Source organism: Isoptericola nanjingensis (assembly GCF_050311635.1).
GTDB classification, from domain to species: domain Bacteria; phylum Actinomycetota; class Actinomycetes; order Actinomycetales; family Cellulomonadaceae; genus Isoptericola; species Isoptericola nanjingensis.
The window spans coordinates 379753-406421 of sequence record NZ_JBNOZL010000004.1 but is presented as its reverse complement, the minus strand read 5'-3'; the positions used below and the strand labels follow the sequence as shown (position 1 = coordinate 406421).

Here is a 26669-nt window from a genome sequence, read left to right as displayed (position 1 = left end):
GGGCCGCTCACCGGCCCCGGGCGCCTCAGGCCCCCGCCTCGTCCACGGAGCGCGGCGGCGCACCCGGACCGGCGGCGACCATCCCGGCCGGCACCAGCCACGCGGTGCACTCGGCGACGAACCGGCCCGCGAGCACACCCGGGTCCCGGGCCCACACCTCCTGCGCCTCCTCGGCGCCGCACCTCATGACCGCGAACCCGCGCACCCGCTCGTCGGCCCCGTCGGCCGGACCCGCCGCGAGCAGCAGGCCGACGGCGTGCAGGTCGGCGACGGCGGCCAGGTGGGCGTCCTGCACCTGCATCTCCTCGTCCGCGGGCAGCGGTGCCCAGTCGTCCGGGCGCACCAGCCGGACCAGCACCAGCTCGTCGAACCGCATCAGACCCTCCCGCCCCGGCCGCCCCGGCGCGGCCGCTGCCGTCAGGGTACGGATCCCGCCGAGGTCGTCGCGAGGGCGAAAGGGACGCCGTCGGGCGCGCGACCTTGAGTTGACAACCGTTCTCAACTTCCTGAGAATCGTTCTCATGCTTCGCCGACGCGCGGCCCTCGCCGCCCTGCCCGTCCTCGCCCTGCCCGCCGTGCTGGCGGGCTGCTCCACCGACGACGGCGCCGCCGACGGCACGCTCGAGGTGCTGGCCTCGTTCTACCCGCTGCAGTACGTGGCCGAGCAGGTGGGCGGCGACCTCGTCACGGTCTCCAACCTCACCCCGCCGGCCGCGGAGCCGCACGACCTCGAGCTCTCCCCCGCCCAGGTGCGGGAGATCGGGACGGCGGACCTCGTCGTGTACTCCTCCGGCTTCCAGACGGCGGTCGACGAGGCCGTCGCGACACAGGCGCCGGAGCACGTCGTCGACACCAGCGACGTCGTGACGCTCGAGAAGCACCCCGGCACGCCGACCGACGAGGACGCCGCGGCGGACCACCTCGAGGAGGAGCTGGACGAGCACGCCGACGAGGGCGGCGACGGGCACGACCACGCCGCCGAGGGCGCCATGGACCCGCACTTCTGGCTCGATCCGACGCGGGTGATCGACGTCGGCCACGCCGTCGCCGCGTCGCTCGGCGAGGCGGACCCGGAGCACGCCGCCACGTACGCCGAGAACGCCCGCGCCCTGGAGAAGTCGCTCAAGGACCTGGACGGCGAGTTCGACGCCGGCCTGCAGGAGTGCGCGTCGCGCACGCTCGTCACGTCGCACGAGGCGTTCGGCTACCTCGCGGAGCGCTACGACCTGCAGCAGGTGGGAATCGTCGGCCTCGACCCGGAGGCGGAGCCCTCCCCCGCGCGCCTGCGCGAGGTCGGTGCCATCGTCGAGGAGAACGACGTCAGCACGATCTTCACCGAGACGCTGACCAGCCCCAAGGTGGCCGAGACCCTGGCGAACGACATCGGCGTCACGACCGCCGTCCTCGACCCGCTCGAGGGGCTGTCGGAGGACGCGGCCGAGGCCGGGGACGACTACGTCTCGGTCATGCAGGACAACCTGGCCGCGCTCACCGAAGGGCTCCAGTGCTCATGACCACGCTCGCCACCGACTCCCCGGGCGCCGCGACTCCCCCGCCGCCGCGCGACGCCGCCGTCCCCGCGATCGAGGCCCGTGACGTGCACGTGCGCCTCGGCGCCAGCCCGGTGCTGCGCGGCGTGGACCTCACGGTCCGGCGCGGCGAGGTCGTCGCCCTGCTGGGGGCGAACGGCTCCGGCAAGTCGACGCTGGTGCGCACGCTGGTCGGCGTCCTGCCGACGACGGCGGGCAGCGTGCACCTCTTCGGCCACGCGCTCGGGGACGACGTGCCGTGGTCGCGCGTCGGGTACGTCCCGCAGCGGGTCAGCGCGGCCGCCGGCGTCCCGTCCACGGCCGCGGAGGTCGTGGCCTCGGGCCTGCTGCACGGCCGGCGCCTGCGGCTGCCGCGCGGCTGGCGCGCCCAGGTCCACGAGGCCCTCGAGCTGGTCGGCCTCGCCGACCGCGCCCGCTACGCCACGCACCAGCTCTCGGGCGGCCAGCAGCAGCGCGTCCTCATCGCCCGCGCCCTGGTCCGCAAGCCCGAGCTGCTCGTGCTCGACGAGCCCGTCGCGGGCGTCGACCGGCCCAGCCAGGAGGCCTTCGCCGCCACCATGACCAGGCTCGTGGCCGACGGCATGACCGTGCTGGTCGTCCTGCACGAGCTCGGCGAGCTCGCGCCGCTCGTGCAGCGCTGCGTCGTGCTGCGGCACGGCCGCGTGGTGCACGACGGCGCCCCGCCGACGCCGCAGCCCGGCCACGGCGGCGAGGCCCACGACCACGTGCACCCGCACGCGCACCCCCGCACCGTGCAGCACCCCGAGAACGTGCGCCTGGCGGAGGGGCCCTTCGACCGGCCCGACGACACCGAGGACGAGGTGGCACCGTGAGCGGCCTGTGGGAGATGATCACCGACCCGTTCATGCAGCGCGCGCTCGTCGCTGCCCTGCTGGTCGGCGTCAGCGCGCCCGTCGTCGGCACCTACCTGGTGCAGAAGCGCCTCGCCCTGCTGGGCGACGGCATCGGGCACGTCGCGCTCACCGGCGTCGCGCTCGGCTGGCTGGTCGGCGCGGCGATGGGCCTGGTGCCCGACGACGTCCTCGCCGTCCCCGGCGCGGTGGTCGCCGCCGTCGCGGGCTCCGTCCTCATCGAGGTGGTGCGCCGCCGCGGCCGCACGTCGGGCGACCTGGCGCTCGCCATCCTGTTCTACGGCGGCATCGCCGGCGGCGTCCTGCTCATCGGCCTCGCCGGCGGCTCGTCCGGCAGCCTCATGGCGTACCTGTTCGGCTCCATCTCGTCGGTCACGCTGTCCGACGTCTGGGTCACCGTGGCCCTGTGCGGCCTCATCCTGCTCATCGGCCTCGGGCTGCGCGCGGCCCTGTTCTCGGTGAGCCACGACGAGGAGTTCGCCCAGTCCTCGGGGCTGCCCGTCTGGGCGCTGAACATGGCGGTGGCCGTCCTCGCCGCGCTGACCGTGACCGTCGCGATGCGCGTCGTCGGGCTGCTGCTCGTCTCGGCGCTGATGATCGTGCCGGTCGCGATCGGCCAGCTCGTCACCCGGTCGTTCCGCCGCACGATGCTGGTCGCGTCCGTCGTCGGCGTGGCCGTGTGCGTGACCGGCCTGTCCATCACCTACTGGCACAACGTCTCGCCCGGCGCGCTGATCGTCGTGCTGGCGATCGGCGTCTACGCGGTGGTCGCGGCGCTGCACCCGGTCCTCGCCCGACGCCAGGCCCCCGTCGACCCGCATCCCGACATCCCCGACGACGTCGCCGTCTCCCCGGCCGGAGCCGGCCGGGCCGCCCCTCAGGAGGAGTGCACGCCGTGAACGACACGACCCCGACCGTCCGCACCGCCGCGCCGCCGCGGATGACGCGGCAGCGGGCGGCCGTCACGGACGCCCTCGGCGACACCGACGAGTTCCGCAGCGCGCAGCAGCTGCACGAGCTGCTGCGCGCCCGCGGCGACGCCGTCGGGCTCGCCACCGTGTACCGGACGCTGCAGGCCCTGGCCGACGGCGGCGACGTCGACGTCCTGCGCAGCGAGGACGGCGAGAGCCTGTACCGCCGCTGCGCCCGCCGCGAGCACCACCACCACCTGGTGTGCCGGTCGTGCGGTCGCGCGGTCGAGATCGACGGGCCGACGGTCGAGCAGTGGGCCGCATCGGTCGGCGCCGCGCACGGCTTCGCCGACATCGAGCACACCGTGGAGCTGTGGGGCACCTGCTCCACCTGCCGGGCGACGGACGACCGGTTGGTCGAATGAGGGCAGGCATACCTCAGTCGGGCACAATGTTCCCGTGCACCTGACCACTCCCACGCTCGCCGCGGCCGCCGAGGAACCCACCGGCGTCTTCACGATCGCCGGGGTGCCGTTCTGGGTCGTGTACGCGGCGGCGTTCGGGATCGTGCTCGTCCGCGCGCAGGCCACCTACTGGGCCGGGCGCGGCGTGGCCCGCGGCACGTCCCGCGGACGGGTCGCCGACGCGCTGGCCCGCCCGGGCGCGGCGGCGGTCATCGAGCGCGTGAACCGCTGGGGCCCGCCCGCGGTGACGCTGTCGTTCTTCACCGTCGGGGTGCAGACCCTCGTCAACCTCGCCGCGGGCTACCTCCGCATGCCTTTCGGGCGCTACCTCGCGGCCCTGCTCGCCGGTTGCGCCGTGTGGGCCGGCATCTGGACGACGGTCGGCACCGCCGCCGTCAACGCCGCGATCGCCGTGGGCCTGCGCCACCCCGTGACGCTCGTCGCGGTCGGCCTCGGCGCGGTGGCCCTGGTCTCCTGGGTGGTCTACCGGCTGACCCGGCGTACCGCCACCGACCAGACGGCCGCCCCCGCGACCGAGGACGCGTCGTGAGCGCGACGACCGCCGCCGTCACGCCCGCCGCCCGGCCCGCGGCGGCTCTCGTCGCCCGCCGTGCCCGCGGCCGTCTGCTGCTGATCGTGGCCGCCCTCGGGGTGCTCGCCCTCGTCGTGCTGGCGAGCCTCGCGCTGGGCGTGCGCGACATCGACGTCGCGACCGTCTGGCAGGCGCTCACCCACCCGGTCGCGGGGAACGTCGACCACGACGTCGTGCGCGACCAGCGCGTGCCCCGGACGCTGATCGGGCTCGCCGCCGGCGCGGCGCTCGGCATCGCGGGCACCCTCGTGCAGGGCGTCACGCGCAACCCGATCGCCGACCCGGGCCTGCTCGGCCTCAACTCGGGGGCGTCGCTCGCCGTCGTGATCGCCGTGTCGATGCTGGGCGTGGCCTCCCCGCTCGGCTTCGTCTGGTTCGCGTTCGCGGGCACCGCCGCCGCCGCGCTGCTGGTCTTCTCCATCGGCGCGGGCCAGCCGGTCAAGCTCGCCCTCGTCGGAGCGACCGTCACCGCGCTCATCACACCCCTGATCACCCTGGTGCTGCTGCGCGACCCCGAGGCCTTCAACATGTACCGCTTCTGGGCGGTGGGCTCCCTCACCGGGCGCGGCACCGAGACGCTGTCGGTGCTGTGGCCCTTCGTCGTCGTCGGCATCGTGCTCGCGGGGGCGCTCGCGCACCGGCTCTCCATGCTCGCGCTCGGCGACGACGTCGCCTCCGCGCTCGGTCAGCGCGTGGGGGTGACGCGGGGCCTCACGGCGGTCGCCGTCATCCTGCTCGCCGGCACGGCGACGGCGCTGGCCGGCCCGATCGCCCTCGTCGGGCTGGCGGTGCCGCATGCCGCCCGCCGCCTGGTCGGCACCGACTACCGCTGGATCGTGCCGCTGACGGCCGTCCTCGGCCCCGTCATGCTGCTGGGGGCCGACGTCATCGGGCGGCTCGTGCTGCCGCACTCCGAGCTCGAGGCCGGCGTCGTCGCCGCCGCGATCGGCGCCCCCGTGCTCGTGGCCGTGGCCCGCGGCCGGACCGTGGCGGGGGTGTGAGATGACCGCCGACCTCGTCGCCCGCCCCGCGGACCCCGACGCCCCCGGCGCCCCCGCCGACCCCGTCGTCGCCCTGCGCCGCCGCCGCCGACGGCGGCTCACCCTCGTGGTCGCGTCGCTCCTCGTCCTGCTCGTGGCGTTCGCGACCCTCGCCCTCACGCTCGGCGAGGCGTCGCTCGCGCCCGGCCGCGCCCTGGCGGCGCTGTTCGGCGTCGGCTCGGACGGCGACCTGTTCGTCGTGCAGCGCCTGCGGCTGCCCCGCATCGAGACCGCGATCCTCGCGGGCGCGTCCTTCGGGCTGGCGGGCGCCATGTTCCAGACGACGCTGCGCAACCCGCTCGCCAGCCCCGACATCCTCGGCATCGCGAGCGGCGCCAGCCTCGGCGCCGTCACGGCGATGCTCGTCCTCGGCCTCACCGGGCTCGCCGTGTCCGGGGCGGCGTTCGTCGGCGCCCTGCTCGTCGCGCTCGCCATCTGGCTGTTCGCGTGGCGCCAGGGCCTGCACTCGATCCGCTTCGTCCTGGTGGGCGTCGGCTTCGCCTACCTGTGCTCGTCGCTGCTCGCCTGGCTGCTGGCGAGCGTCGAGATCCGTGCCGCCCAGTCGGCGCTCGTGTGGACGGTCGGGAGCGTGGCCGACGTGCGCGGCGCGGACCTCGTGACGTTCGCCGCGGCCGCCCTGGTGCTCGGCGCCGGGATCGCCGCCGTCTCGCGGTGGCAGGGGCCGCTCGCGCTCGGCGACGACAACGCGCGCGCCCTCGGCGTCCCCGTCGACGCCGCCCGCGTGACGTCGCTGCTGCTGGCCGTCGGCCTGGTGGGGGTCGCGACGTCGTTCGTCGGCCCGCTCGCCTTCGTGGCCCTCGTGGCCCCCGCGATCGCGCGCCGCCTGCTGTCCGACGGCGGGGCGGCGCTCGCCGTCTCGGTGCTCACCGGCGCCGTCCTCGTGCTCGCGGCGGACGTCGTGGGCCAGCACCTGCTGTTCGGACTCGAGGCGCCCACCGGCATCGTGACCGGCCTCATCGGCGCCCCCTACCTCCTGTGGCTCCTGGCCACCGATCGAAGGAAGAGGCTCGCATGACCGACGTGCACCGGCACCCCGCGCCGCCCGCGCGTCCCGACGCGACGCCGGACCCGTCCCAGGGCACGACGGGGAAGGCGGCGGACGTCACGCTGCGCGCCCACGGCGTGAGCCTCGGCTACGACGGGCGCCGCGTGATCGACGGTCTCGACCTGGAGCTCCCCGCCGGCCGCGTGACGGCGATCGTGGGCCCCAACGCCTGCGGCAAGTCGACGCTGCTGCGCGGCCTGGCCCGGCTGCACCCGCTCGACGGCGGCCGCGTGACGCTGGGTGGCGAGGACGTCGGCGGGCTGTCGCGCAAGGAGCTGGCGAAGCGGGTCGGTGTGCTGCCGCAGTCGTCGATCGCCCCCGACGGCGTCCGCGTCGCGGAGCTCGTGGGCCGCGGCCGGTACCCCCACCAGGGCTGGTTCGGCCGGCACAGCTCCACCGACGACGGCGCGGTGCTGCGCGCCCTCGAGGCCACCGGGGTCGCCGACCTCGCCGACCGGCCCGTCGCCGAGCTGTCGGGGGGCCAGCGCCAACGCGTGTGGATCGCGATGGTGCTGGCGCAGGAGACCGACGTCGTCCTGCTCGACGAGCCCACGACCTACCTCGACCTCGCCCACCAGGTCGACCTGCTCGACCTGCTGACCGAGCTGAACCGCACCCGCGGCACCACCGTCGTCATGGTGCTGCACGAGCTCAACCTCGCCGCCCGCTACGCCGACCACCTGGTGGTGATGAGCGGTGGGCAGGTCGTGGCCGAGGGACGCCCCGGCGACGTCCTCACCGCCGCGTCGGTGCGCGCGGCGTTCGGCCTGCGGGCGCAGGTCGTGCCGGACCCGGTGTCGGGAACGCCACTCGTCGTGCCCCTCGGACGGACGCACGACGGCACCACAAGATAGGTTAGGCTCGCCTCACCTACTGTTCCTCTCGCGCCGCCGGCGCGAGCACACCGAGGAGAACCCGTGCGTCTTCGCCGACCTCTCACCGCTGCCGCCGCCCTCGCGGCGACGGCCGCCCTGACCCTCGCCGGCTGCGCGTCCGACGACGCCCCGGAGAGCGACCAGTCGGCCGCCTCGGGCAACGTCCGGTCCGAGCCCACCGACGAGTTCCCGATCACGATCGAGCACGCGCTCGGCGAGACGGTGATCGAGAAGGCGCCGCAGCGCGTCGCCACCTGGGGCTGGGGCTCCACCGAGGCCGCCATCGCGGCGGGCGTCTACCCGGTCGCGGTCGCCGAGCAGATCTACACCGTCGGCGAGGACGCGCTGCTGCCGTGGGTCGAGGACGCCTACGACGAGGAGGGCGTGGACAAGCCCGCCATCCTGTCCGACCCCGAGGGCGGCGCGACGGTGCCCTACGAGGAGTTCGTCGAGGCGAAGCCCGACCTCATCGTGGCGCCCTACTCCGGGCTCACCCAGGAGCAGTACGACGTGCTGAGCGACATCGCCCCCGTCGTCGCCTACCCCGACGCCCCGTGGACCACGACGTGGCAGGACACGATCACGCTCACGGCCCAGGCGCTCGGTCGCTCGGACGCCGGCACCCAGGTGCTCGGCGACATCGACGACTTCGTCGCCGATAAGGCTGCCGAGCACCCCGAGTTCAACGGCAAGACGTTCGCGGCGATCTACGACGACCCGACGAAGGGCATCGTCTCCGTGTACACGCCGAACGACCCGCGGACCGTGTTCCTCGAGGGCCTGGGCGTGAAGAACGCGCCCTCGGTCACGGAGCTCGACACGTCGAACGGCAGCTTCTACTACGACCTGTCCTACGAGGAGCTCGACAAGCTCGACTCGGACTTCGTCATCTCCTACTCGGCCAGCGAGGAGGCGGCCCAGGCCTTCGACGACAACAAGGACCTCCAGGCGCTCCCCGCGGTCAAGGACGGGAAGGTCGTGAAGGTCGTCGGCACCGCGGAGGTGTCGGCCGTGTCGCCGCCCACCGCCCTGTCGGTGTACTGGGAGAACGGCCTGCCGGCCCTCGTCGACTCCATGGCCGAGGTGCTCGGCGACTGACCGCCGGCCACGCATGCCACGAACCCCCGTCCGGTCCTCGCGACCGGGCGGGGGTTCGTGCTGAGATCAGTCGGCGTCGGGGGTGTCGACGGCGCCGCCGTAGCGACGGTCGCGGCGGGCGAACTCCTCCACCGCGCGCCAGAGGTGCCGCCGGTCGACGTCCGGCCACGGCTCCGGCAGGAAGACCATCTCCGCGTACGCCGCCTGCCAGATCATGAAGTTCGAGGTGCGCTGCTCCCCCGACGAGCGCAGGAACAGGTCGACGTCCGGCAGGTCCGGCTCGTCGAGGTACTTCTGGATCGTCTTCTCGGAGACGCGCGCCGGGTTGAGCTTCCCGGCGGCGGCGTCACGGGCGATCGCCGCCGCGGCGTCGGCGATCTCCGCCCGCCCGCCGTAGTTGACGCACATCGTCAGGGTGCAGCGGTCGTTCTCCTTGGTCATCTCCTCGGCGACCTGCAGCTCCTTGATCACCGACCCCCACAGCTTCGGCCGACGCCCCGCCCAGCGGATGCGCACGCCCCACGACGACATCTCGTCGCGGCGCCGCCGGATGACGTCGCGGTTGAAGTTCATGAGGAACTTGACCTCGTCCGGCGACCGCTTCCAGTTCTCGGTGCTGAACGCGTACGCGGAGACGTGCTTGACGCCGATCTGCACCGCGCCGGCCACGACGTCGAGCAGCGACTTCTCCCCCTGCTTGTGCCCCTCCACGCGAGGCAGCCCGCGCGCGTTGGCCCACCGGCCGTTGCCGTCCATGACGATCGCCACATGGTTCGGCACGAACTGCGCCGGGATTCTCGGCGGCGTCGCCCCCGAGGGGTGCGGGTAGGGCTCGGCGTACTCGCCGGACGAACGGGGCATCGGGCCTCTCTCTCGATCGGTGCGCGGGGGTCGGGCGCGCGGGGTCAGGCGCGCTCGATCATGCGGAGCGAGCGCAGGGTGCGCTCCAGGTAGTACTGGGAGTAGGCCGCGACGAGGCCCGAGGCCTCGGTGCGGTGGCGCGCCTCGGAGGCGTCCGCCGTCTCCCAGTCCCCGCCGAGCAGCGCGCCGAGCAGCGAGAACGTCTCCGGCGCGGGGGCGGTGGAGCCGGGCGGGCGGCAGCGGGAGCACACCGCCCCGCCCTGGCCCACGGAGAACGCGTGGTGCGGCCCCGGCTCGCCGCAGCGGGCGCAGTCGGTGAACGACGGCGCCCAGCCGGCCACGGCGAGCCCGCGCAGCAGGTACGAGTCGAGCACCAGCCCCGGCGCGTGGGCGCGCTCGGCGAGCGCGCGGAGCGCGCCGGCGAGCAGCCAGTACTGCTGCACGGCGGGTTCGTGCTCCGCGGCGACCAGGCGGTCGGCGGCCTCGAGCATCGCCGCGCCGGACGTGTACAGCGCGTAGTCCTCGCAGATCGCGCGGGCGTACGGCCCGATCGTCTCGACCTGCGTCACGGTGTCGAGGTTGCGGCCGGAGTGCAGCTGCACGTCCACGGCCATGAACGGCTCCAGCCGGGCCCCGAAACGCGACGACGTGCGCCGGACCCCGCGACCGACCCCCCGCACCTTGCCGTGCTCGCGGGTGAGGAACGTGACGATCCGGTCGGCCTCGCCCAGCTTGTGGGTGCGCAGCACGATCGCGTCGTCTCGGTACAGGGGCACGGGCTCATTCTCTCAGTCCCCACCCACGAAAGCTGTCAGGACCAGCGCCACGCAGACATGGCGCTGGTCCTGACAGCTCGCGGGACAGGTCAGCCGCGGGCGGCGCGGTTCACGGCCGACACGATCGCCTTGAGGGACGCCGTCGTGATGGACGGGTCGATGCCGACGCCCCACAGGACGTCGTCGCCCACCTGGCACTCGACATAGGCCGCCGCGGTGGCGTCGCCGCCCTCCGACAGCGCGTGCTCCGCGTAGTCGAGCACCCGCACGTCCACGCCGACCTTCGAGATCGCGTCCACGAACGCCGCGAGCGGGCCGTTGCCGGTGCCCTCCAGCGTGTGCTCCACGCCCTGGTCGAGGACGTCGACGGCGAGCGCGGTCGCGCCGCCCTCGGCCGAGGTCGACCGGGTCTCCCGCAGGCGGAGGCGACCCCAGGGCTCGAGACCGCGGGCGTCGTGCTCCTCGACGGGCAGGTACTCGTCGCTGAACATCCGCCAGATGTCGGAGCCCGTGACCTCGCTGCCCTCGGTGTCGGTGTAGTGCTGCACCACGCCGGAGAACTCGATCTGCAGGCGGCGCGGCAGGTCCAGCGAGTGCTCGGTGGACAGCAGATACGCGATACCGCCCTTGCCGGACTGCGAGTTCACGCGGATCACTGCCTCGTACGACCGGCCCACGTCCTTCGGGTCGATCGGCAGGTACGGGACGCCCCAGGTGAGCTCGTCGACCGGCTTGCCCTCCTCCTCCGCGCGGGCACCCATGTGCTCGAAGCCCTTCTTGATCGCGTCCTGGTGGGACCCGGAGAACGCGGTGAAGACCAGGTCGCCCACGTACGGGTGCCGTTCGTGCACCGGGATCTGGTTGCAGTGCTCCACGGTGCGGCGGATGCCGTCGATGTCGGAGAAGTCGATCTGCGGGTCGACGCCCTGGCCGAACAGGTTCATGCCGAGCGTCACCAGGTCGACGTTGCCCGTGCGCTCGCCGTTGCCGAACAGGCAGCCCTCGATGCGGTCGGCGCCGGCCTGGTAGCCGAGCTCGGCGGCGGCGACGGCCGTGCCGCGGTCGTTGTGCGGGTGCAGCGACAGCACGACGTGCTCGCGGAAGGCCAGGTTCCGGTTCATCCACTCGATCGAGTCCGCGTAGACGTTCGGGGTGGCCATCTCGACCGTCGCCGGCAGGTTGATGATCACCGGACGCTCGGCCGTGGGCTCCAGCACCTCCAGCACCTCGTTGCAGATGCGGGCGGCGAACTCGAGCTCGGTGCCGGTGTACGACTCGGGCGAGTACTCGTAGTACACCGTCGTCTCGGGGATGGTCTCCTCGAGCTTGCGGCACAGGCGCGCGCCCTGCAGGGCGATGTCGACGATGCCGTCCATGTCGCTGCGGAAGACGACCTCGCGCTGCAGGATCGACGTCGAGTTGTAGATGTGCACGATCGCCTGCTTGGCGCCCCGGATCGCGTCGTAGGTGCGCTCGATGAGGTGGTCGCGGCACTGCGTCAGCACCTGGATGACCACGTCGTCGGGGATGCGGCCGGTGTCGATGAGCTGGCGCACGAAGTCGAAGTCCGTCTGCGACGCGGACGGGAAGCCGACCTCGATCTCCTTGTAGCCCATCTGCACGAGCAGGTCGAACATCCGCAGCTTGCGCTCGGCGTCCATCGGCTCGATCAGCGCCTGGTTGCCGTCGCGCAGGTCGACGGCGCACCAGCGGGGGGCCTTCGTGATGCGCTTGTCGGGCCACGTCCGGTCCGGCAGGTCGACGACGATCTGCTCGTGGAACGGGAGGTAGCGCGTGTACGGCATCCCGGAGGGGCGCTGGGGGTTGGCGCCGGCGATGCCCTGGGGGTGATGGTTCTGCATGGTGTCGCGTCCTTCGGTGGGGGCTCGGTGACCCACGTCCCGGGTGGGGTCGTCGGTCATGACCTGTCGGCCGGCGCGCCACAACCTCCGCGACGGGGGTCCGGCCTTAGAAGGCCCCGCCGCGGCACCGAAGGAGAAGGCTCACCGTGCGCTGCACGCTGCCACCGTACACCTTCGTCAGAGCGTCGCCTGAGGCGTCCAGGATCCGACCGGACGCCCGCCTTGCCGCAGCGTATTGACCTAGCGCCGGGAGCGCAGCGCGGCGTCCACGGCCGGGTCGCCGAGGGCCCCGAGCCAGTCCAGGAGCGCCGGGTAGGTCGACGGGTTCGCGGCCACGTACGAGCGCAGGTGGGGTGCCTCCGCCGAGATCCGCGCGAGGTCCGCGAGCGGCGTCGACGGGTCCATCGCCTGGGCCACGGACCAGCCCGGCGCCTGGACGGGTGCCGTCCGTGCGGGTGCCGCCTGCACGGGCGGGAGCACCTGCGTGGAGTCCGGCGCCCGGGCGGCCCGCACGGGCGCGATCTGCTGGGTGGCGTCGAGCGGCCGGGCCTCGGGGCGTGTCGCGACCGGGGCGGACCGGGGCGCCCTGCCCACGGGCTCCGCTGCAGGAGCGACCGGGTACGCCCCGGTGCTGGACGACACCTCGGCGGCCTCGGGGCGGCCCGCCGTCGCGGACTCGACCCGGGGCTGGGCCGGGGTCTCGGACACGGCGTCGGACGCAGCGACCGACGGTGCGTCCTCCGACGGCCCGGACGGGGCGGGCTCGGGCGTCTCGGGCTCCGACGCGACGAGCGCGCGGACGGACGGCGGCACGAGCAGGACGGCGAGCGCGACGGCCGGCAGGCCGAACGCCACCAGCAGCTCCTCGACGTTGGACTGCGTGCCGAGGCCGGCGCGCGCGACGACGATCACCAGGCCGAGCACCACGACGACGCACGTGGCGCCGACGGCGGTGGCGTGCCCGGCGCGCGGGTCGCGCGCGAGCGCGCGCCGCGCGGCGACCGCCACCCCGACCATCAGCACGCCCACGACGAGCCTCAGGACGCGCCCCACGCTCACGCCGTCCGCCACGACCAGCAGCAGCGCGACGAGGGCGACGAACGCGGCGACCAGCGCGACGAGGCCCAGCGCCCGCAGCGCGACGGCCACCCAGCGCGCCGCGCGCACGTCGTCGGGCTCGTCGGCCGTGGCCGCGGCGTCGTCGACGATGCGCCGCGCCGTGATCCCCGCGACCACCGGCAGGAGCAGGAGGCCGAGCCGCTGCTCGTGGACGCTCTCGAACCACGGGTCCACGTTGCCCCCGGCGAAGAGCACGAGCTCGAGCGCGACGGCGCCGCCCAGGGCCAGGAGCACGTAGCCGGAGGCGAGGTCGCCCGAGCGCAGGTACGTGCCGACCGTGAACCACAGCACGCCCAGCACCACGAGGGCGTTGAGGAGGCCGACCACGGACACGACCCACGGAGCGCCCTGCACGAGCGCCGCGACCGGGGTCGCGAGCGTGCCGAGCGCGACCACCCCGGCGACGACCGCCGGGGCGTGCGCCCAGCGGGACGCGGCCGCGAGCGCGGCGCCCGCGAGGCCGACCGCGAGCCCCGCTCCGACCCCGCCCGCGGCGTCCGCCGGGGCGAGGGCGTCCAGCACCAGGTACACGACCGCGACGACCGCGTAGGGCACGCAGGCGAGCGCGACCGTGCGCCGTGAGGTCAGGACGTCCCACGACGACGGGCCGACGCCGCCACGCCGCAGGTACGGGGCGGCGATCGCGAGGAGCGCGAGGACGGTCGCGAGCACGATCTCGAGCCGGTCGCTGCCGCGGTGGGCGTGGTCCCACGGCAGCGGGAGGGCGACGAGCAGCGCGAACGCGGCCACCACGTCGCGCACGAGCTCGCGGACCGTCACACCGCCGAACGGTGAGCGCTCCTGCTCGGGTGCGTCGAGGGTGTCGGGATCGGTCATGCGTGCGTCTCCAGGGCTGGGCTCCGAGGGGGACCGGGTCATCGTGCCCCCGCCCCCGTTTCTACCCGACGCCGACGCTCTGCGTCGTCTCCCGCGCGGACGGGTCGGTCACACCGTCACCGTTCCCGCACGCCCTGCTCAGATGCCGAGCTGGTAGACGCCCCAGTACGCGAGGGTGCCCAGGAGGGCGAGCGACCCGGCCAGGGTGCACCAGAACGTCAGCACGGCGGGCCAGCCACGTGCCACGACGACGACGTCGCCCCCCGCGCGGCGCTCCGCCCGCGCGTCGGCCACCCGCCGGATCACCAGCGCGGCCGCGACGGCGGTCGCGACCCCGAGCAGGCGCACGACGATCCAGCCGCCCTGCACGACGAGGTCGTCGCGCTGGTAGTCGAGCGCGAGGCGCGCCACCGCCAGGAGGTACACCACCAGCGCGACCATCGTCGCCACCGACCCGACGCCGAGGCCCAGCAGCGACGACCGGAGACCGCGGGCGAGGCGCGGCGCGGCGAACGACGACCGGCGCAGGACGGCGCGCCGCACCAGGGCGTGGACGCCCCACACCAGGGGGCCGACCAGCAGCAGGCCGGCGCCCGCGATCACGGCGCCCACGACGATGTCCCCGTTGCCCCACCACCGCGGCTGCGGGACGGCCGAGGCGACGTAGAGCTGGTTCGGCGTGTCCCCGGCGACCCGAGGCGGCGCGTCGGCCGTGCCGGGCATGCCCTGGATCCAGGTGGCGACGTCGCGCGCGAAGTCGGGGTGCAGGTGCATCCCGCCGTCGAGCGGCACGTTGATCCCGTGGTTGGCCCCGGCGTAGTAGCGCACCGTCACGGGGGCGTCGTCGCCGTTCACCGCGGTGTCGGCGATGACCTGCCGCGCGCCCTGCTCGACCGGCATCGACGGGTCGGCGGTGCCGTAGACCACGAGGACGGGGGCGGTCTGCTGCTCGAGCCACGGGCGCACGTCGAAGTCGGCGTACTCGAAGCCGCCGCCCGGCAGCTGCATCCCGACCGCGCGCGGGATGGCGCGGAACACCTGCTGGGGCACGCCGGTGTTGCGCAGGTAGCTGTCGACCGCGAACGCGGCCTGCTGCCGCGGCGGCACCACCGGCGCCGAGACGAGGACCGTGTACGCGATGGTCGGGTCCTGCGCCTGCATGACGGGCACGATCCAGGTGCCCTCCGACTCGCCGTAGACGCCGACCTGCTCGGGGTCGACGCCGTCGATCGTGCGCAGCAGGTCGACCGAGTGCTGGTAGTCCGCGGCCATCGCCACGTAGTCGCGGTCCCGGGTGGTGTACGTGTCCAGGCGCTTGTCGGGCACCAGTGTCACGACGCCCGCGCTCGCGAGGGCGGTGGCCGACTCGGTGAAGGCCTCCGTGGACTTGCCCGTGCCCGCGCCGTGCACGTACACGACGCCGGGCCGGTCGGCCAGCAGCTCGCCGTCGTCGCCCAGCGGCTGGCGCAGGAGGCCGCCGACGACGGTGCCGTCGAGCGGGATCGTCACGGCCGTCTCCCGGACCTCGAACTCGCCGACCTCGCCGATGTCCGCGCCGGGGGCGACACCGCCGATCGAGGTGTCGTCCGTCGCCGGGACGAGGTGGTCCGTGACCGGCACCGGGTCCCACTGCGGGCCGGCCACGGCCCCGGTCAGTGCCAGGCCCACCAGGATCGCCGCTGTCGTCGCAATAGTCCGGAACACCACGCAGCGATGCTACTCGGCGCTGTCCCCGCGCACGGCAAGGAATTCCCCCGCGACCTCGGGGGACGTCCCCCGTGAGGCCGGCGGACCCCCGCCCGCGACGTCAGAACCCGAGGCGCTGCAGCTGCTTGGGGTCGCGTTGCCAGTCCTTGGCCACCTTGACGTGCAGGTCGAGGTACACGCGCGTGCCGAGCAGCTTCTCGATGCCCTTGCGGGCGTTGGTGCCGACCTCGCGCAGCCGCGACCCGCCCTTGCCGATGACGATCGCCTTCTGGCTGTCACGCTCCACGAACAGGTTGACGCGGACGTCCAGCAGCGGCGGCTTCCCCTTGTCCGGGTCACCGCTGCCCTCCCGCTCGAGGATCTCCTCGACGACGACGGCCAGCGAGTGCGGCAGCTCGTCGCGGACGCCCTCGAGCGCGGCCTCGCGCACCAGCTCGGCGACCATGACCTGCTCGGGCTCGTCGGTGAGCTCGCCGCCCGGGTAGAGCTCGGGCCCGGCGGGCAGGTGCGCGACGAGGACGTCGGTCAGCTCGTCCACCTGGTAGCCGTCGCGGGCGGACACGGGCACGATCGCCGACCAGTCCCGGTCGACCGACCGCGCGAGCTCGTCGACCGCCAGGAGGTGCTCGGCGAGACGCCCGCGGTCCACGAGGTCGGACTTCGTCACGACGGCGACGACGGGAACCGCCCGGCGGCCCTCCATCAGGGGGGCGAGCTGCGAGGCGATGTACCGGTCGCCGGGGCCGATCTTCTGGTCGGCCGGCAGGCAGAACGCGATGACGTCGACCTCGCCGAGCGTGTCCTGCACGAGCGCGTTGAGCCGCTCGCCGAGGAGCGTGCGCGGACGGTGCAGGCCCGGCGTGTCGACGAGCACGAGCTGCGCGTCGTCGCGGTGCACGATGCCGCGGATCGTGTGCCGCGTGGTCTGGGGACGCGCGGACATGATCGCGACCTTCTCCCCCACCAGCGCGTTGGTCAGCGTCGACTTGCCGACGTTGGGCCGCCCCACGAGGCAGGCGAAGCCGGAGCGGTGGGCGTCCCCCTCGTCGTGCGGGGTGACGACGGAGGGATGGTGGCTCTCGGAGGTCATGCGTGTGCTTCCTTATGGTCTGGCGGCGTGGCGTGCTCGCCACCCGCTGCTGGGTCGTCCTCGTCGTGCGAGGTGGGGGTCGTGCGGCGCACCCGGAGGGTGGCGAGCTGCTTGCGGCGGCCCTCGACGCGGTCGGCCACGAGGTGCAGCCCCCCGACGTCGGCCGTCGCGCCCGTCAGCGGCACCTTGCCGAGGGCCTTGGCGATCAGGCCGCCCGCGGTGTCCACGTCGTCGTCGTCGAGCCGCAGGTCGAACAGCTCGCCGAGCTCGTCGACGGGCATCCGCGCGGAGACGAGGAACGTGCCGTCGCCCAGGTCCTCCGGCTCGAGCTCCGGGGCCGTGTCGTGCTCATCGGTCAGCTCGCCGACGAGCTCCTCGATGACGTCCTCGACGGTGACGAGCCCGGCGATGCCGCCGTACTCGTCGACGACGACGGCGATGTGGGAGCGGGAGGCCTGCATCTCGCGGAGCAGCTCGTCCGCGGGCTTCGACTCCGGCACGAAGACGGCGTCGCGGGCGACCTCGACGACCGGCCGTTCCGCGGCCGCGGACTCGTTCTCGAGCACGCGGGCGACGTCCTTGAGATAGGCGACGCCCAGAAGGTCGTCCACCTCCTCCCCGACGACGGGCACGCGCGAGTACCCCGAGCGGAGGAAGAGGCGCATCGCCTTCCGCAGCGGCGTCGCCGCCGTGACCGTCACCATGTCGGTGCGCGGCACCATGACCTCGCGGGTCAGCGTGCCGCCCAGCTCGACGACCGAGCGGATGAGCTCGCGCTCGGCGTCCTCGATCGCCTCGTTGTCCCGGACCCGCTCGGCGACCTCGCGCAGCGCGTCCTCGCCCGGGTCGTGCTCGCCGTCGCGCTCGGGGGCGCGCCCCGCGGCGCGCTCCGAGGTGCGGTCGGTGAGCCAGGCGGCGGCGCGGTGCACGGCGGACAGCGGGCCGGCGAGCGCGACGAGCACGGACAGCGGCCGGCGCAGGCCGAGAGCGCGCGGGCTGAGCCGCACGAAGACGACGCCGGCCACCAGGCCCACCACGCCGGCGGCGAGGAGCACCTGCCACCAGGTGTCGAACCAGTCGGCGATCATCAGCGTCGCCGCCGCGAGCGCGACGGTCTCGGCGAACACCCGCACCAGCGCGAACGCCGCCACCGCCGCGGGCGGGTCGACGACGAGGCCCTGCACCGCGCGCAGCCGGGTCAACCGTGTGCGGCGGGCCGTGGCCGTGAGGTCCTCCGCCGTCTCCGCCTCGATCACCGCGTCGGCGACCGACGTGCGCGTGATCCGCAGCACCGCGGCCTCGCCGGCGGACAGCATCCCCGCGAGGGCCAGGGCGACCAGCGCCACGAGCGCCAGCAGCAGCTCCGGTCCGTCCATCAGGCCACCGTCCGGTCCGTCGTCGCGCTCACCGGCCGGCGAGGAAGGTGAGCAGGAGGCGGCGCTGCAGCGCGAACATCTCCTTCTCCTCCTCCGGCTCGGCGTGGTCGTAGCCGAGCAGGTGCAGGATGCCGTGCGTGGTGAGCAGCAGCAGCTCCTCGGCCGTGGAGTGCCCCGCGACCTTCGCCTGCTGGGCCGCCACCTCCGGGCAGAGCACGACGTCGCCGAGGGTGCCCGGCGGCGTCTCCTCGCCCTCGCGCCCCGGCCGCAGCTCGTCCATCGGGAAGGAGAGCACGTCGGTGGGGCCCGGCTCGTCCATCCACTGCACGTGCAGCTCGGTCATCACGGTCGTGTCGACGAACATGATCGACAGCTCGCTGCGGGGGTGCACGTGCAGGGTGTCCAGCACGAACCGGCCGAGCGCGGCGAACTCCGCCTCGTCGACCTCGACGCCGGACTCGTTTGCCACTTCGATGCTCACTGTCGGCGTGCCCCTCGCTCGTGCGGGCCGCGGCCCTGCCGTCCCTGTCCCTGCCTGCCCTGGTCCGGGCGCGCCGTCGCGACGTCCCAGCGGGCGTACGCGTCGATGATGTCGCTCACCAGCCGGTGCCGCACGACGTCCGCCGAGGTCAGCCGGCAGAACTCGACGTCGTCGACGCCCGTGAGGATGTCCTCCACCACGCGCAGGCCCGACGTCGTCCCGCCGGGGAGGTCGACCTGCGTGGCGTCGCCCGTGATGACCATCGTGGAGCCGAACCCCAGGCGCGTGAGGAACATCTTCATCTGCTCGGCGGAGGTGTTCTGCGCCTCGTCGAGGATGATGAAGGAGTCGTTGAGCGAGCGGCCCCGCATGTAGGCCAGGGGCGCCACCTCGATCGTCCCGGCCTCGATGAGCCGCGGGATGGCGTCGGGGTCCATCATGTCGTGCAGCGCGTCGTACAGCGGGCGCAGGTACGGGTCGATCTTGTCGCTCAGCGACCCGGGCAGGTAGCCGAGCTTCTCCCCCGCCTCGACGGCCGGGCGCGTGAGCACGATGCGGTTGACGCGCTTGGCCTGCAGCGCCTGCACGGCCTTGGCCATCGCGAGGTAGGTCTTGCCGGTGCCCGCGGGCCCGATGCCGAACGTGATCGTGTTGGCGTCGATCGCCTCGACGTAGCGCTTCTGGCCCACCGTCTTCGGGCGGATCGTGCGACCGCGGTTGGAGAGGATGTTGAAGGTCAGGACCTCGGCCGGGCGCTGCACGGACGCCGCCGTGAGCATCTGCACCGACCGCGCGACAACCTCGGGCGTGAGCGGGGTGCCCGACTCCACCACCTCGACCAGCTCGTCGAGGAGGCGGGAGACCAGGGCGACGTCGCCGGCCGGGCCGCTGACGACGATCTCGTTGCCGCGGGCGTGCACGTCGACGCCGGGGAAGCCGTCCTCGACGGCCCGCAGCACGGAGTCCCTGCTGCCCAGCAGCGCCACCATCGGCACGTGCGGCGGCACCACGATGCGGTGCTCGGTGGACCGTTCGCCGTGCGCGCCAGGCGCGCCGGGGGCGGTGTGGGGTGTCGATGTCATGGGCCGGCTGCCGCCGGGGCCCTCCTTCGGAAGACGGTGCGAGGGACGTGCGAGGAACGGCTGAGGACTCGAGTCTATCGAGCGGCGGTCGACGGGGCAGCCGAATTCAGGCGGGCGTCCAGCCCAGCTGCGCGCCGGCGAGCACGTGGCCGTGCACGTGGAACACGCTCTGCCCGGCGCGCGGGCCGGAGTTGAAGACGAAGCGGTACTGGCCGTCCGCGAGGTCGCCGGCCACCCGGTCGGCCATGGCGACCACCTCGGCCAGCAGCTCGGGGTCCGCCTGGGCGAGCGTCGCGACGTCGCCGTGGTGCTCCCTCGGCACCACCAGCACGTGCACGGGCGCCTTCGGGTCGATGTCGCGGAACGCGATCACACGGTCGGTGGTGGCGACCACGTCCGCCGGCAGGTCGCCGGCGACGATCTTGCAGAACAGGCAGTCGGTGCTGGGCGCGCTCGTCATGCCCCGGACGTTACCGCGCACCGGGTCCGCGTGCCGTCGGTCCGGTCAGACCCAGCGCCCGAGCCGCTCGCTGAGCAGCGCGACGGCGACCGGCCCCGCCGTGGAGGTGCGCAGCACGTGCGGCCCGAGCCGAGCGGTCACGGCGCCCGCCTCCTCGAGCGCGGCGACCTCCGCGTCGGAGATCCCGCCCTCCGGCCCGACGACGACGAGCAGGGCCGGGGTCTCGACCGGCTCGGCAGCCGATGCCGGGAGCGCGACGTCCGCGAGCGCCGTCGTGGCGTCCTCGTGCAGCACGACGGCGGCCCCGCCGCCGGCGACGACCTCGCGCACGCGCGCGGCGAGCTGGCGGGAGGTGACGGGCTCCGCCACCGGCGGCAGGCAGGCGCGCCGCGCCTGCTTCACCGCGGACCGCACGGTCGCCACCCACTTGGCACGCGACTTCGCCGCCCGCTGCCCGCGCCACACGACGACGGACCGGTCGGCCTGCCACGGCACCACCGCGTCGACGCCGACCTCGACCGCGGCCTCGACGGCCAGCTCGTCGCGGTCCCCCTTCGCCAGGGCCTGGACCAGGGTCAGCACGACGCCGGGGGCCGGCTCGGAGACGACCTCGTCGACGCGCAGCCGCACCACGCCGTCCGCGACGGCGTCGACCACGCACCGCAGCCGCGTGCCCGCGCCGTCGACCACGTCCAGCCGCTCGCCCGGGCCGCGCCGCTGGACGACGCCCGCGTGCCGGCCCTCGGCGCCGTCCAGCACGTAGACGTCACCCGGGCCGAGCGCGCCCAGCGCGCCGCCGTCGGCGAGGAACACCGGCGCGCTCACGCCGTCCCGCCTGCCCGCGGGGCCCCCGGTGCAGCGCCCACGTCAGCGACCGCTCAGCTTGTCCCGGAGCCGGGAGAACACGCCCGGGTGGGCGGCGGAGAGGCGGGGCTCGGGCCGCTCCTCGCCGCGCAGCGTGGCCAACGAGCGCAGCAGCTCGGTCTGCTCGTCGTCCAGGGCGGTCGGCACCTGGACCTCGACGTGCACGTTGAGGTCGCCGCGCCCCCCGGCGTGCAGGTGCCCGACGCCCAGGCCCTTGAGGGTGACGACCTGGCCCGGCTGGGTACCCGGCCGCAGGTCGATCTCCTGCTCGCCGTCCAGCGTCTCGAGGTCGAGCACGGTGCCGAGCGCGGCCGCCGTCATCGGCACCTGGAGGGTGCAGTGCAGGTCGTCGCCGCGGCGCACGAACGTGTCGTGCGGCTTCTCGCGGATCTCGACGTACAGGTCGCCGGCGGGGCCGCCACCGGGGCCGACCTCGCCCTGCGCGGTGAGCTTGATGCGCGTGCCGGTGTCGACGCCGGCGGGCACGTTGACCGTCAGCGTGCGGCGCGAGCGCACCCGCCCCTCGCCCGAGCAGTCGGCGCACGGCTCGGGGATGACGGTGCCGAAGCCCTGGCAGGCGGCGCACGGCGCGGTCGTCATGACCTGGCCGAGGAAGGAGCGCGCCACGCGCTGCACGTTGCCGCGCCCGTGGCAGACGTCGCAGGTCTTGAGGTCGGTGCCGGGGCGGCAGCCGTTGCCGCCGCAGGTGCCGCACACGACGGCGGTGTCGACCTGGAGCTCGCGCTTGGCGCCGAACGCCGCCTCGGCCAGGTCGATGTCCATCCGCACGAGGGCGTCCTGGCCACGGCGGGCGCGCGGCACGGGCCCGGCGGGCTGGCCGCCGCCGCCGAAGAACGTCTCGAAGATGTCCTGGAAGCCGAAGCCGTTGCCGAAGCCGGCGCCCGCGCCGCCCGACGGAGAGCTCGGGTCCACGCCCATGTCGTACTGCTGGCGCTTGTCCGGGTTGGACAGCACCTCGTAGGCGCGGGCGACGTCCTTGAAACGTTCCTCGCCGGCCTCGCCGGCGACGTCGGGGTGCAGCTCGCGGGCGAGCTTGCGGTACGACTTCTTGATCTGCTCGGCCGAGGCGTCGCGGGGGACGCCCAGGATCTCGTAGTAGTCGGTCACAGGTCTCTCTTCGGTGACGTGTCGGTGACGTGCACGGTCAGGTCGGCGGGTTCAAGGATGCCGCGGGGCGGTCAGCCTGGCAGCACCCGGGACAGGTAGCGGGCGACGGCGCGGACGGAGGCGATCGTGCCCGGATAGTCCATCCGGGTGGGACCGATGGACCCCAGGATCGCCACGGTGTCGCCGTCGCCGCCGTAGCCGGAGGCGACGACGGAGGTCTCGGCGAGGCCGTCGAGACGGTTCTCGTGCCCGATGCGGACGCCGACCCCGCCGCCGACCCGGGTGACCGGCTCGGCCGCCAGCTCCGTGAGGAGCCCGAGCAGCACGACCTGCTCCTCGAGCGCCTCCAGGACGGGACTCAGCCCCTGCTCGAACCGCATGTCGGCCCGGGCGAGGTTGGCGGTGCCCGCGAGCACGATGCGGTCCTCGCGCTGCGCGCCGAGCGTGTCGACCACGAGGTCGGCGATGCCGCGGGCCAGGGGGGCCAGGGCGGCGTCCACCCCGGACACCACGCGCGCGAAGGCGGTGGGCAGGTCCGCGAGCCCCTTGCCCGCCGCGGCGGCGTTGAGGCGCGCGCGCAGCTCGCTCAGCGTGCCCTCGTCGAGGGCGCCGGGGTCGGGCTCCGGCCCCGCCGGGGCGTCCACGGCGACGACCGCGGGCTCCGCACCGGGGCCCACGCCGACGTCGAGGAAGCGCTGCTCCACCCGGCCGGCGTCGCTGATCACCACGACCAGCAACCGCGCGCCCCCCACGGGGACGAGCTCGAGGTGCCGGAGCCCCGCGAGCCGCAGCGACGGGTACTGGACCACCGCGACCTGCCCCGTGAGCTGGGCGATGAGGCGCCCGGCACGGCCGAGCACGTCGTCCATGTCGATCGCCTCGGACAGGAACGTCTCGATCGCCCGGCGCTGCGGGCTGGTGAGCGGACGCACCTCCGCGAGCCGGTCGACGAAGAGGCGGTACCCCTTGTCGGTCGGGACACGACCGGCCGACGTGTGCGGCTGGGCGATGTACCCGGCCTCCTCCAGCGCCGCCATGTCGTTGCGGATCGTGGCGGGCGAGACCCCGAGGCCGTGCCGCTCCGTGAGCACGCGCGACCCCACGGGCTCGCGCGTGTGGACGTAGTCCTCCACGATCGCGCGGAGCACGGCCAGGCGACGTTCCTCGCTCACGGTCCTCCTCGGGTCGGGTCCTTAGCACTCTCGTGTCCCGAGTGCCATCCTACGCGGGCTCGCCGGAGGTCCGGGGGACCCGGCCCCGACACGCCGGGCCCACGGACGTCGCCCCGGCTGAGGTACCCCGCGGCCGTCTGAGGTACCCCGCCCCCGGAAGATCCGGCACCTGACCGATCCGCGCCGGTACCTCACGAACCGAGGGTGGAACCACCGGAGGCCGCCCGGCCCCGGCGAAGGAGACCGGTGATGAACGAGTTCCTGTACTACGACGAGTTCCGCGCCCGCCAGGTGGACCTCGAGGAGGCGGTGCGTCACGAGGCGGCGGCACGGAGTGCCGCCCGGGAGGCGCGCCGCGCACACCGCCGCACGGCCGTCCGGCGCCGCCGGGCGGCCCGCCGCCCGTGGGAGCTGCCCGCGGGCCTCGTGCGGCCCTGGCCCCAGTGACCGCGACGTCGGGCGCCGAGCCGGCCGTCACGAGCGCGGCGGCACCCCGTCCGGCCTGGCACGATGGCGACGTGCCCACCGGAACCGCCCCCTCGCCGCTCGTCGGCCGCGCCGCCGAGCTGACCTCCCTGCGCGAGGCGTACGCGGACGCCCGCGGCGGCTCCGGCGGCGTGGTCGTCGTCGGCGGCGAGGCGGGCATCGGCAAGACCCGTCTCGTGGCGGAGTTCCTCGCAGAGGTCCGCGACGACGGGGCGGCGCCGCTCGTGCTGCACGGGCAGTGCGCCGACTCCGGCTCGGGCCCCCTCCCCTACGCCGCGCTCACCGGCGTCCTGTCCGACGTCGTCGACACGCTCGGCCCGGAGGCGACCCTCGCCGCGGCCGGTCCCGCCGCGGACGCGCTCGGGCTCCTCGCCCCCCGGCTCGTGGACGTGCGGCGCGACGTCGACACCGGCCGCCTGCCCGAGGTCCTGGCCGACCTCACGACCGCGCTCGCCGTCGAGCGCCCGGTCGTGCTCGTCCTCGAGGACCTGCACTGGTCCGACGACGTGACCCGTACGGTGCTCGCCCGGCTCGCACGCACCGCGCCGACCACCACCCTGCTCGTGATCGCCACCTACCGCAGCGACGACGTCGGGCGACGCCACCCCCTGCGCACCACCCTGGCCGAGCTGGAGCGGGCCCGGCTCGCGACGCGCGTCGACGTGCCGCGCCTCGACGCCGCCGAGGCGACGCGCCTGTTCTCGTCGCTCGTCTCGAGACGCCCCGACGCTCCGGACCTCCCTGGCACGGTGCTCGGCGAGCTCGTCGAGCGCAGCGAGGGCGTGCCGTTCTACGCCGAGGAGCTGGCGGACTTCGCCGGCGATGCCCTGCCCGACTCGCTGCGCGAGCTGCTGCTCCTGCGCTACTCGTCCCTGAGCGACCCCGCCCAGCGCTTCTGCCGCACCGTCGCCGCCGCGGGCCAGCGGGCCCCGCACGAGCTCCTCGTCGCCATGCTCGGCGCGGGAGGCCTGGACGAGGCCGAGCCCGCCGCCCGGGAGGCGGTCGACGCGCACGTGCTCGTGGCGGACGCCGACGGCTACCGCTTCCGCCACGCGCTCATCCAGGAGTCGGTCGACGCCGAGCTGCTGCCCGGCGAGTCGCGCCGGCTGCACGCGGCGTGCGCGAGCGCGCTGGAGGACGGCGAACGCACGCTCGCGCGGGTCGCGGCCGCGGCCGACCACTGGTGGCGGGCCCGCCTGCCCGACCGCGCGCTCGCCTCGGCGGTCGAGGTCATCGCGGTGCCCGAGACCTCCGGGGAGGCCTCCTCCGCCGTGGTCGCCGCCGCGGGCGAGCGAGCGCTCGAGCTCTGGGAGCTGGTGCCCGACGCCGAGGGGGTCGCCGGGCTGCACCGCGCCGCCCTCCTGCGCCACGTGTCCGTCGCCCTCCAGGACTCCGCGCAGATCGAGCGCGCGGCGGGACTGGCCCGCGAGGCGGTGGAGGAGTGGCCCGTGGACGACCCCGCCGGGCGGGCGCAGGCGCTGTCGACCCTCGCCCACATCCTCGGCAAGGCCGGCGACCCGGGTTCGGACCGGATGCTCGACGAGGCGCTCGCGCTCCTGCCGGCGGACGACCCCGCGGGCCGGGCCCCGTTGCTCCGGCTCAAGGCGCGGAACGCGATGATGGACCACCGCCACGACGAGGCGGTCGCGGCCGCCGGCGAGGCGCTCGCCGCCGCGACGTCGGTCGGCGACCGCCAGAACGCCTCGCTCGCCCTCAACCTCCGGGCGATGAGCCGCCTGGACCGCGGGGACCTCGACGCCCTGGACGAGCTCGAGCGGTCCCACGAGGTGGCGGGCGACGACTGGCGGGCCCAGTGCCACTACTACACCAACGCGTCCGACACCCGGCTCAAGCTCGGCCAGTTCGCCGAGGCGGAGCACCTCGCCGAGTCGGGGGCGCAGCTCGCCCGCGCCCTCGGCGCCGGGTGGGCCACCCGCGCGATGCTCGAGGGCAACGTGGCGGAGGCGTGGATCGGGTCCGGCCGGTGGTCCGACGCCGAGGCGTGGTACGCACGCTCCGTCCCGCTCGTCGACCCCAGCGACTACGCCGTGTACCTGGGCGAACGGTGGACGTGGCTCACGATGTGGCGCGGTGACGTCGACACCGCCCAGGCGCGGGCGCGGGTGCACCGCGCGACCTGGCAACGCTTCGGCCGGGTGGAGGAACAGATCCGGGCGCGGGTCTCGGCGACGCTCGCCGAGCTCGCCCTCCTGCGCGACGACCTGGACGACGCGCTCGACCTCGTCCGGATCGCCGTCGACCCCGACGCCCTGGGCCCGTTCTACCGGCTCACGACGCTCGCCGTGGCCGCGCGGGTGCTCGACCGCGCCCGGAGGTCAGGGCGGCAGGTCGACGTCGCGCCGTACCGCGCGGCGCTGGCGACGTGCACCGTGTGGCCGACCTACCCGACGTGGGCGGCGCTGTTCGCCGCCGAGCTCGGCGACGGGTCGTGGGAGGCGGTCGTCGCGGCCGACGGGCCCGCGCACCTGCGGCCGTACGCCCTGTACCGCGACGGCGCGTCCCTGCTCGAGGCCGGCGACCGCACCACCGCGCGCGAGCGGCTGGACGCCGCCGTCGAGGCGGCCGACGCGATCGGCTGCGGCCTCGTGGGCGACCAGGCGCGCGCGCTGCTCGACGGCGCGGGCCTCGCCCGTGGCGCCGCCCGCGCACGGCGGCCCGACCGCGCGCTCACCGACCGCGAGCGCCAGGTGCTCGCTCTCGTCGCCGAGGGCCTCACGAACGGGCAGATCGCCGAGCGGTTGTTCATCAGCCGCAAGACGGCGTCGGTGCACGTCTCCGCCATCCTGCGCAAGCTCGGCGTGTCCAGCCGCACCGAGGCGGCGCTGCTGGCGCGCGAGGACCCCTCCTGACGTCGCCCGACGCACCTGTACACATGCCCT

25 protein-coding genes are annotated in these 26669 nt (G+C 74.7%); 11 read left to right on the top strand and 14 right to left on the bottom strand.

Translation table 11 applies throughout. The features are described from left to right. Positions 1-25: 25 nt before the first annotated feature. Positions 26-376 (bottom strand): YciI family protein, encoded by a 351-nt coding sequence (locus ACQP6G_RS10025; RefSeq protein ID WP_429764158.1) that lies wholly within the window; start codon positions 374-376, stop codon positions 26-28. 145 nt (positions 377-521) lie between these two features. Between ACQP6G_RS10025 and ACQP6G_RS10020 the strand changes: the two genes are divergently transcribed. The 9 genes from ACQP6G_RS10020 to ACQP6G_RS09980 all read left to right on the top strand — a co-directional run bounded on the left by ACQP6G_RS10020 (position 522) and on the right by ACQP6G_RS09980 (position 8468). Further along, positions 522-1514 carry a metal ABC transporter solute-binding protein, Zn/Mn family gene (locus ACQP6G_RS10020; protein WP_429764157.1) on the top strand — a complete coding sequence of 331 codons (993 nt, stop codon included), beginning with the start codon at positions 522-524 and terminating at the stop codon, positions 1512-1514. Then, positions 1511-2383, top strand: coding sequence for a metal ABC transporter ATP-binding protein (locus ACQP6G_RS10015; RefSeq protein ID WP_429764156.1), 873 nt, complete (start codon positions 1511-1513; stop codon positions 2381-2383). Before ACQP6G_RS10020 ends, ACQP6G_RS10015 begins: the two co-directional genes overlap by 4 nt. A 14-nt stretch (positions 2384-2397) precedes the next feature. Then, positions 2398-3321, top strand: a complete 924-nt coding sequence (locus ACQP6G_RS10010) for a metal ABC transporter permease (protein ID WP_429764294.1) — start codon at positions 2398-2400, stop codon at positions 3319-3321. 41 nt (positions 3322-3362) lie between these two features. Then, positions 3363-3758 carry a Fur family transcriptional regulator gene (locus ACQP6G_RS10005; RefSeq protein WP_429764293.1) on the top strand — a complete coding sequence of 132 codons (396 nt, stop codon included), beginning with the start codon at positions 3363-3365 and terminating at the stop codon, positions 3756-3758. A gap of 34 nt (positions 3759-3792) precedes the next feature. Beyond that, complete coding sequence (locus ACQP6G_RS10000; RefSeq protein ID WP_429764155.1) at positions 3793-4347, top strand: DedA family protein; 555 nt, start codon at positions 3793-3795, stop codon at positions 4345-4347. Beyond that, entirely contained in the window at positions 4344-5390 is a 1047-nt protein-coding gene (locus tag ACQP6G_RS09995; protein WP_429764154.1) for a FecCD family ABC transporter permease, read from the top strand. Before ACQP6G_RS10000 ends, ACQP6G_RS09995 begins: the two co-directional genes overlap by 4 nt. 1 nt (position 5391) lies before the next feature. Then, the gene (locus ACQP6G_RS09990; protein ID WP_429764153.1) at positions 5392-6465 is read left to right on the top strand and encodes a FecCD family ABC transporter permease; all 1074 of its coding nucleotides are present in this window, start codon (positions 5392-5394) and stop codon (positions 6463-6465) included. Then, on the top strand, positions 6462-7349 hold the full coding sequence (locus ACQP6G_RS09985; RefSeq protein WP_429764152.1) for an ABC transporter ATP-binding protein: 888 nt from the start codon (positions 6462-6464) through the stop codon (positions 7347-7349). The genes ACQP6G_RS09990 and ACQP6G_RS09985 overlap by 4 nt, the downstream gene beginning before the upstream one ends. 63 nt (positions 7350-7412) lie before the next feature. After that, positions 7413-8468, top strand: a complete 1056-nt coding sequence (locus ACQP6G_RS09980) for an iron-siderophore ABC transporter substrate-binding protein (protein WP_429764151.1) — start codon at positions 7413-7415, stop codon at positions 8466-8468. Positions 8469-8534: 66 nt separating this feature from the next. Here ACQP6G_RS09980 and ACQP6G_RS09975 read toward each other — a convergent pair whose 3' ends face one another. The 13 genes from ACQP6G_RS09975 to ACQP6G_RS09915 all read right to left on the bottom strand — a co-directional run bounded on the left by ACQP6G_RS09975 (position 8535) and on the right by ACQP6G_RS09915 (position 23283). After that, a complete protein-coding gene (locus tag ACQP6G_RS09975; protein ID WP_429764150.1) occupies positions 8535-9329 on the bottom strand; it encodes an isoprenyl transferase in 795 nt (264 codons plus the stop codon). A 44-nt stretch (positions 9330-9373) separates the two neighbouring features. After that, positions 9374-10105: a DNA repair protein RecO gene (recO, locus tag ACQP6G_RS09970; RefSeq protein WP_429764149.1), complete on the bottom strand. Its 732-nt coding sequence runs from the start codon at positions 10103-10105 to the stop codon at positions 9374-9376. Positions 10106-10194: 89 nt separating this feature from the next. Beyond that, the gene (leuA, locus tag ACQP6G_RS09965; protein WP_429764148.1) at positions 10195-11967 is read right to left on the bottom strand and encodes a 2-isopropylmalate synthase; all 1773 of its coding nucleotides are present in this window, start codon (positions 11965-11967) and stop codon (positions 10195-10197) included. Between the two features lie 240 nt (positions 11968-12207). Next, complete coding sequence (locus ACQP6G_RS09960) at positions 12208-13923, bottom strand: DUF7937 domain-containing protein (RefSeq protein WP_429764147.1); 1716 nt, start codon at positions 13921-13923, stop codon at positions 12208-12210. A 138-nt stretch (positions 13924-14061) separates the two neighbouring features. Beyond that, a complete protein-coding gene (locus tag ACQP6G_RS09955; protein ID WP_429764292.1) occupies positions 14062-15195 on the bottom strand; it encodes an alpha/beta hydrolase family protein in 1134 nt (377 codons plus the stop codon). A gap of 535 nt (positions 15196-15730) precedes the next feature. Continuing rightward, positions 15731-16720: a GTPase Era gene (gene era / locus ACQP6G_RS09950; protein WP_429764146.1), complete on the bottom strand. Its 990-nt coding sequence runs from the start codon at positions 16718-16720 to the stop codon at positions 15731-15733. Further along, positions 16717-18096: a hemolysin family protein gene (locus tag ACQP6G_RS09945; RefSeq protein ID WP_429764145.1), complete on the bottom strand. Its 1380-nt coding sequence runs from the start codon at positions 18094-18096 to the stop codon at positions 16717-16719. The genes era and ACQP6G_RS09945 overlap by 4 nt, the downstream gene beginning before the upstream one ends. A gap of 28 nt (positions 18097-18124) precedes the next feature. Beyond that, complete coding sequence (gene ybeY / locus ACQP6G_RS09940) at positions 18125-18577, bottom strand: rRNA maturation RNase YbeY (RefSeq protein WP_429764144.1); 453 nt, start codon at positions 18575-18577, stop codon at positions 18125-18127. Continuing rightward, positions 18574-19659, bottom strand: a complete 1086-nt coding sequence (locus ACQP6G_RS09935) for a PhoH family protein (protein ID WP_429764142.1) — start codon at positions 19657-19659, stop codon at positions 18574-18576. The genes ybeY and ACQP6G_RS09935 overlap by 4 nt, the downstream gene beginning before the upstream one ends. A 106-nt stretch (positions 19660-19765) precedes the next feature. Beyond that, positions 19766-20119, bottom strand: a complete 354-nt coding sequence (locus ACQP6G_RS09930) for a histidine triad nucleotide-binding protein (protein WP_429764140.1) — start codon at positions 20117-20119, stop codon at positions 19766-19768. A 45-nt stretch (positions 20120-20164) separates the two neighbouring features. Beyond that, positions 20165-20944, bottom strand: a complete 780-nt coding sequence (locus tag ACQP6G_RS09925) for a 16S rRNA (uracil(1498)-N(3))-methyltransferase (RefSeq protein WP_429764138.1) — start codon at positions 20942-20944, stop codon at positions 20165-20167. Between the two features lie 42 nt (positions 20945-20986). Further along, positions 20987-22111: a molecular chaperone DnaJ gene (dnaJ, locus tag ACQP6G_RS09920; RefSeq protein WP_429764136.1), complete on the bottom strand. Its 1125-nt coding sequence runs from the start codon at positions 22109-22111 to the stop codon at positions 20987-20989. A gap of 71 nt (positions 22112-22182) precedes the next feature. After that, entirely contained in the window at positions 22183-23283 is a 1101-nt protein-coding gene (locus tag ACQP6G_RS09915) for an HrcA family transcriptional regulator (protein WP_429764134.1), read from the bottom strand. A gap of 249 nt (positions 23284-23532) precedes the next feature. Between ACQP6G_RS09915 and ACQP6G_RS09910 the strand changes: the two genes are divergently transcribed. Then, positions 23533-23730 carry a hypothetical protein gene (locus ACQP6G_RS09910; protein ID WP_429764132.1) on the top strand — a complete coding sequence of 66 codons (198 nt, stop codon included), beginning with the start codon at positions 23533-23535 and terminating at the stop codon, positions 23728-23730. Between the two features lie 71 nt (positions 23731-23801). Continuing rightward, entirely contained in the window at positions 23802-26639 is a 2838-nt protein-coding gene (locus ACQP6G_RS09905; protein ID WP_429764130.1) for a helix-turn-helix transcriptional regulator, read from the top strand. The last annotated feature ends 30 nt before the right edge of the window (positions 26640-26669 follow it).

Excerpts from the sequence above, each read along its gene's own strand:
- ACQP6G_RS10025 (WP_429764158.1), bottom strand. The coding sequence starts at position 376 with ATGCGGTTCGACGAGCTGGTGCTGGTCCGGCTGGTGCGCCCGGACGAC.
- ACQP6G_RS10020 (WP_429764157.1), top strand. The coding sequence starts at position 522 with ATGCTTCGCCGACGCGCGGCCCTCGCCGCCCTGCCCGTCCTCGCCCTG.
- ACQP6G_RS10015 (WP_429764156.1), top strand. The coding sequence starts at position 1,511 with ATGACCACGCTCGCCACCGACTCCCCGGGCGCCGCGACTCCCCCGCCG.
- ACQP6G_RS10010 (WP_429764294.1), top strand. The coding sequence starts at position 2,398 with ATGATCACCGACCCGTTCATGCAGCGCGCGCTCGTCGCTGCCCTGCTG.
- ACQP6G_RS10005 (WP_429764293.1), top strand. The coding sequence starts at position 3,363 with ATGACGCGGCAGCGGGCGGCCGTCACGGACGCCCTCGGCGACACCGAC.
- ACQP6G_RS09990 (WP_429764153.1), top strand. The coding sequence starts at position 5,392 with ATGACCGCCGACCTCGTCGCCCGCCCCGCGGACCCCGACGCCCCCGGC.
- ACQP6G_RS09985 (WP_429764152.1), top strand. The coding sequence starts at position 6,462 with ATGACCGACGTGCACCGGCACCCCGCGCCGCCCGCGCGTCCCGACGCG.
- ACQP6G_RS09975 (WP_429764150.1), bottom strand. The coding sequence starts at position 9,329 with ATGCCCCGTTCGTCCGGCGAGTACGCCGAGCCCTACCCGCACCCCTCG.
- leuA (WP_429764148.1), bottom strand. The coding sequence starts at position 11,967 with ATGCAGAACCATCACCCCCAGGGCATCGCCGGCGCCAACCCCCAGCGC.
- ACQP6G_RS09960 (WP_429764147.1), bottom strand. The coding sequence starts at position 13,923 with ATGACCGATCCCGACACCCTCGACGCACCCGAGCAGGAGCGCTCACCG.
- ACQP6G_RS09955 (WP_429764292.1), bottom strand. The coding sequence starts at position 15,195 with ATGGCCGCGGACTACCAGCACTCGGTCGACCTGCTGCGCACGATCGAC.
- era (WP_429764146.1), bottom strand. The coding sequence starts at position 16,720 with ATGACCTCCGAGAGCCACCATCCCTCCGTCGTCACCCCGCACGACGAG.
- ACQP6G_RS09945 (WP_429764145.1), bottom strand. The coding sequence starts at position 18,096 with ATGGACGGACCGGAGCTGCTGCTGGCGCTCGTGGCGCTGGTCGCCCTG.
- ACQP6G_RS09935 (WP_429764142.1), bottom strand. The coding sequence starts at position 19,659 with ATGACATCGACACCCCACACCGCCCCCGGCGCGCCTGGCGCGCACGGC.
- ACQP6G_RS09930 (WP_429764140.1), bottom strand. The coding sequence starts at position 20,119 with ATGACGAGCGCGCCCAGCACCGACTGCCTGTTCTGCAAGATCGTCGCC.
- ACQP6G_RS09910 (WP_429764132.1), top strand. The coding sequence starts at position 23,533 with ATGAACGAGTTCCTGTACTACGACGAGTTCCGCGCCCGCCAGGTGGAC.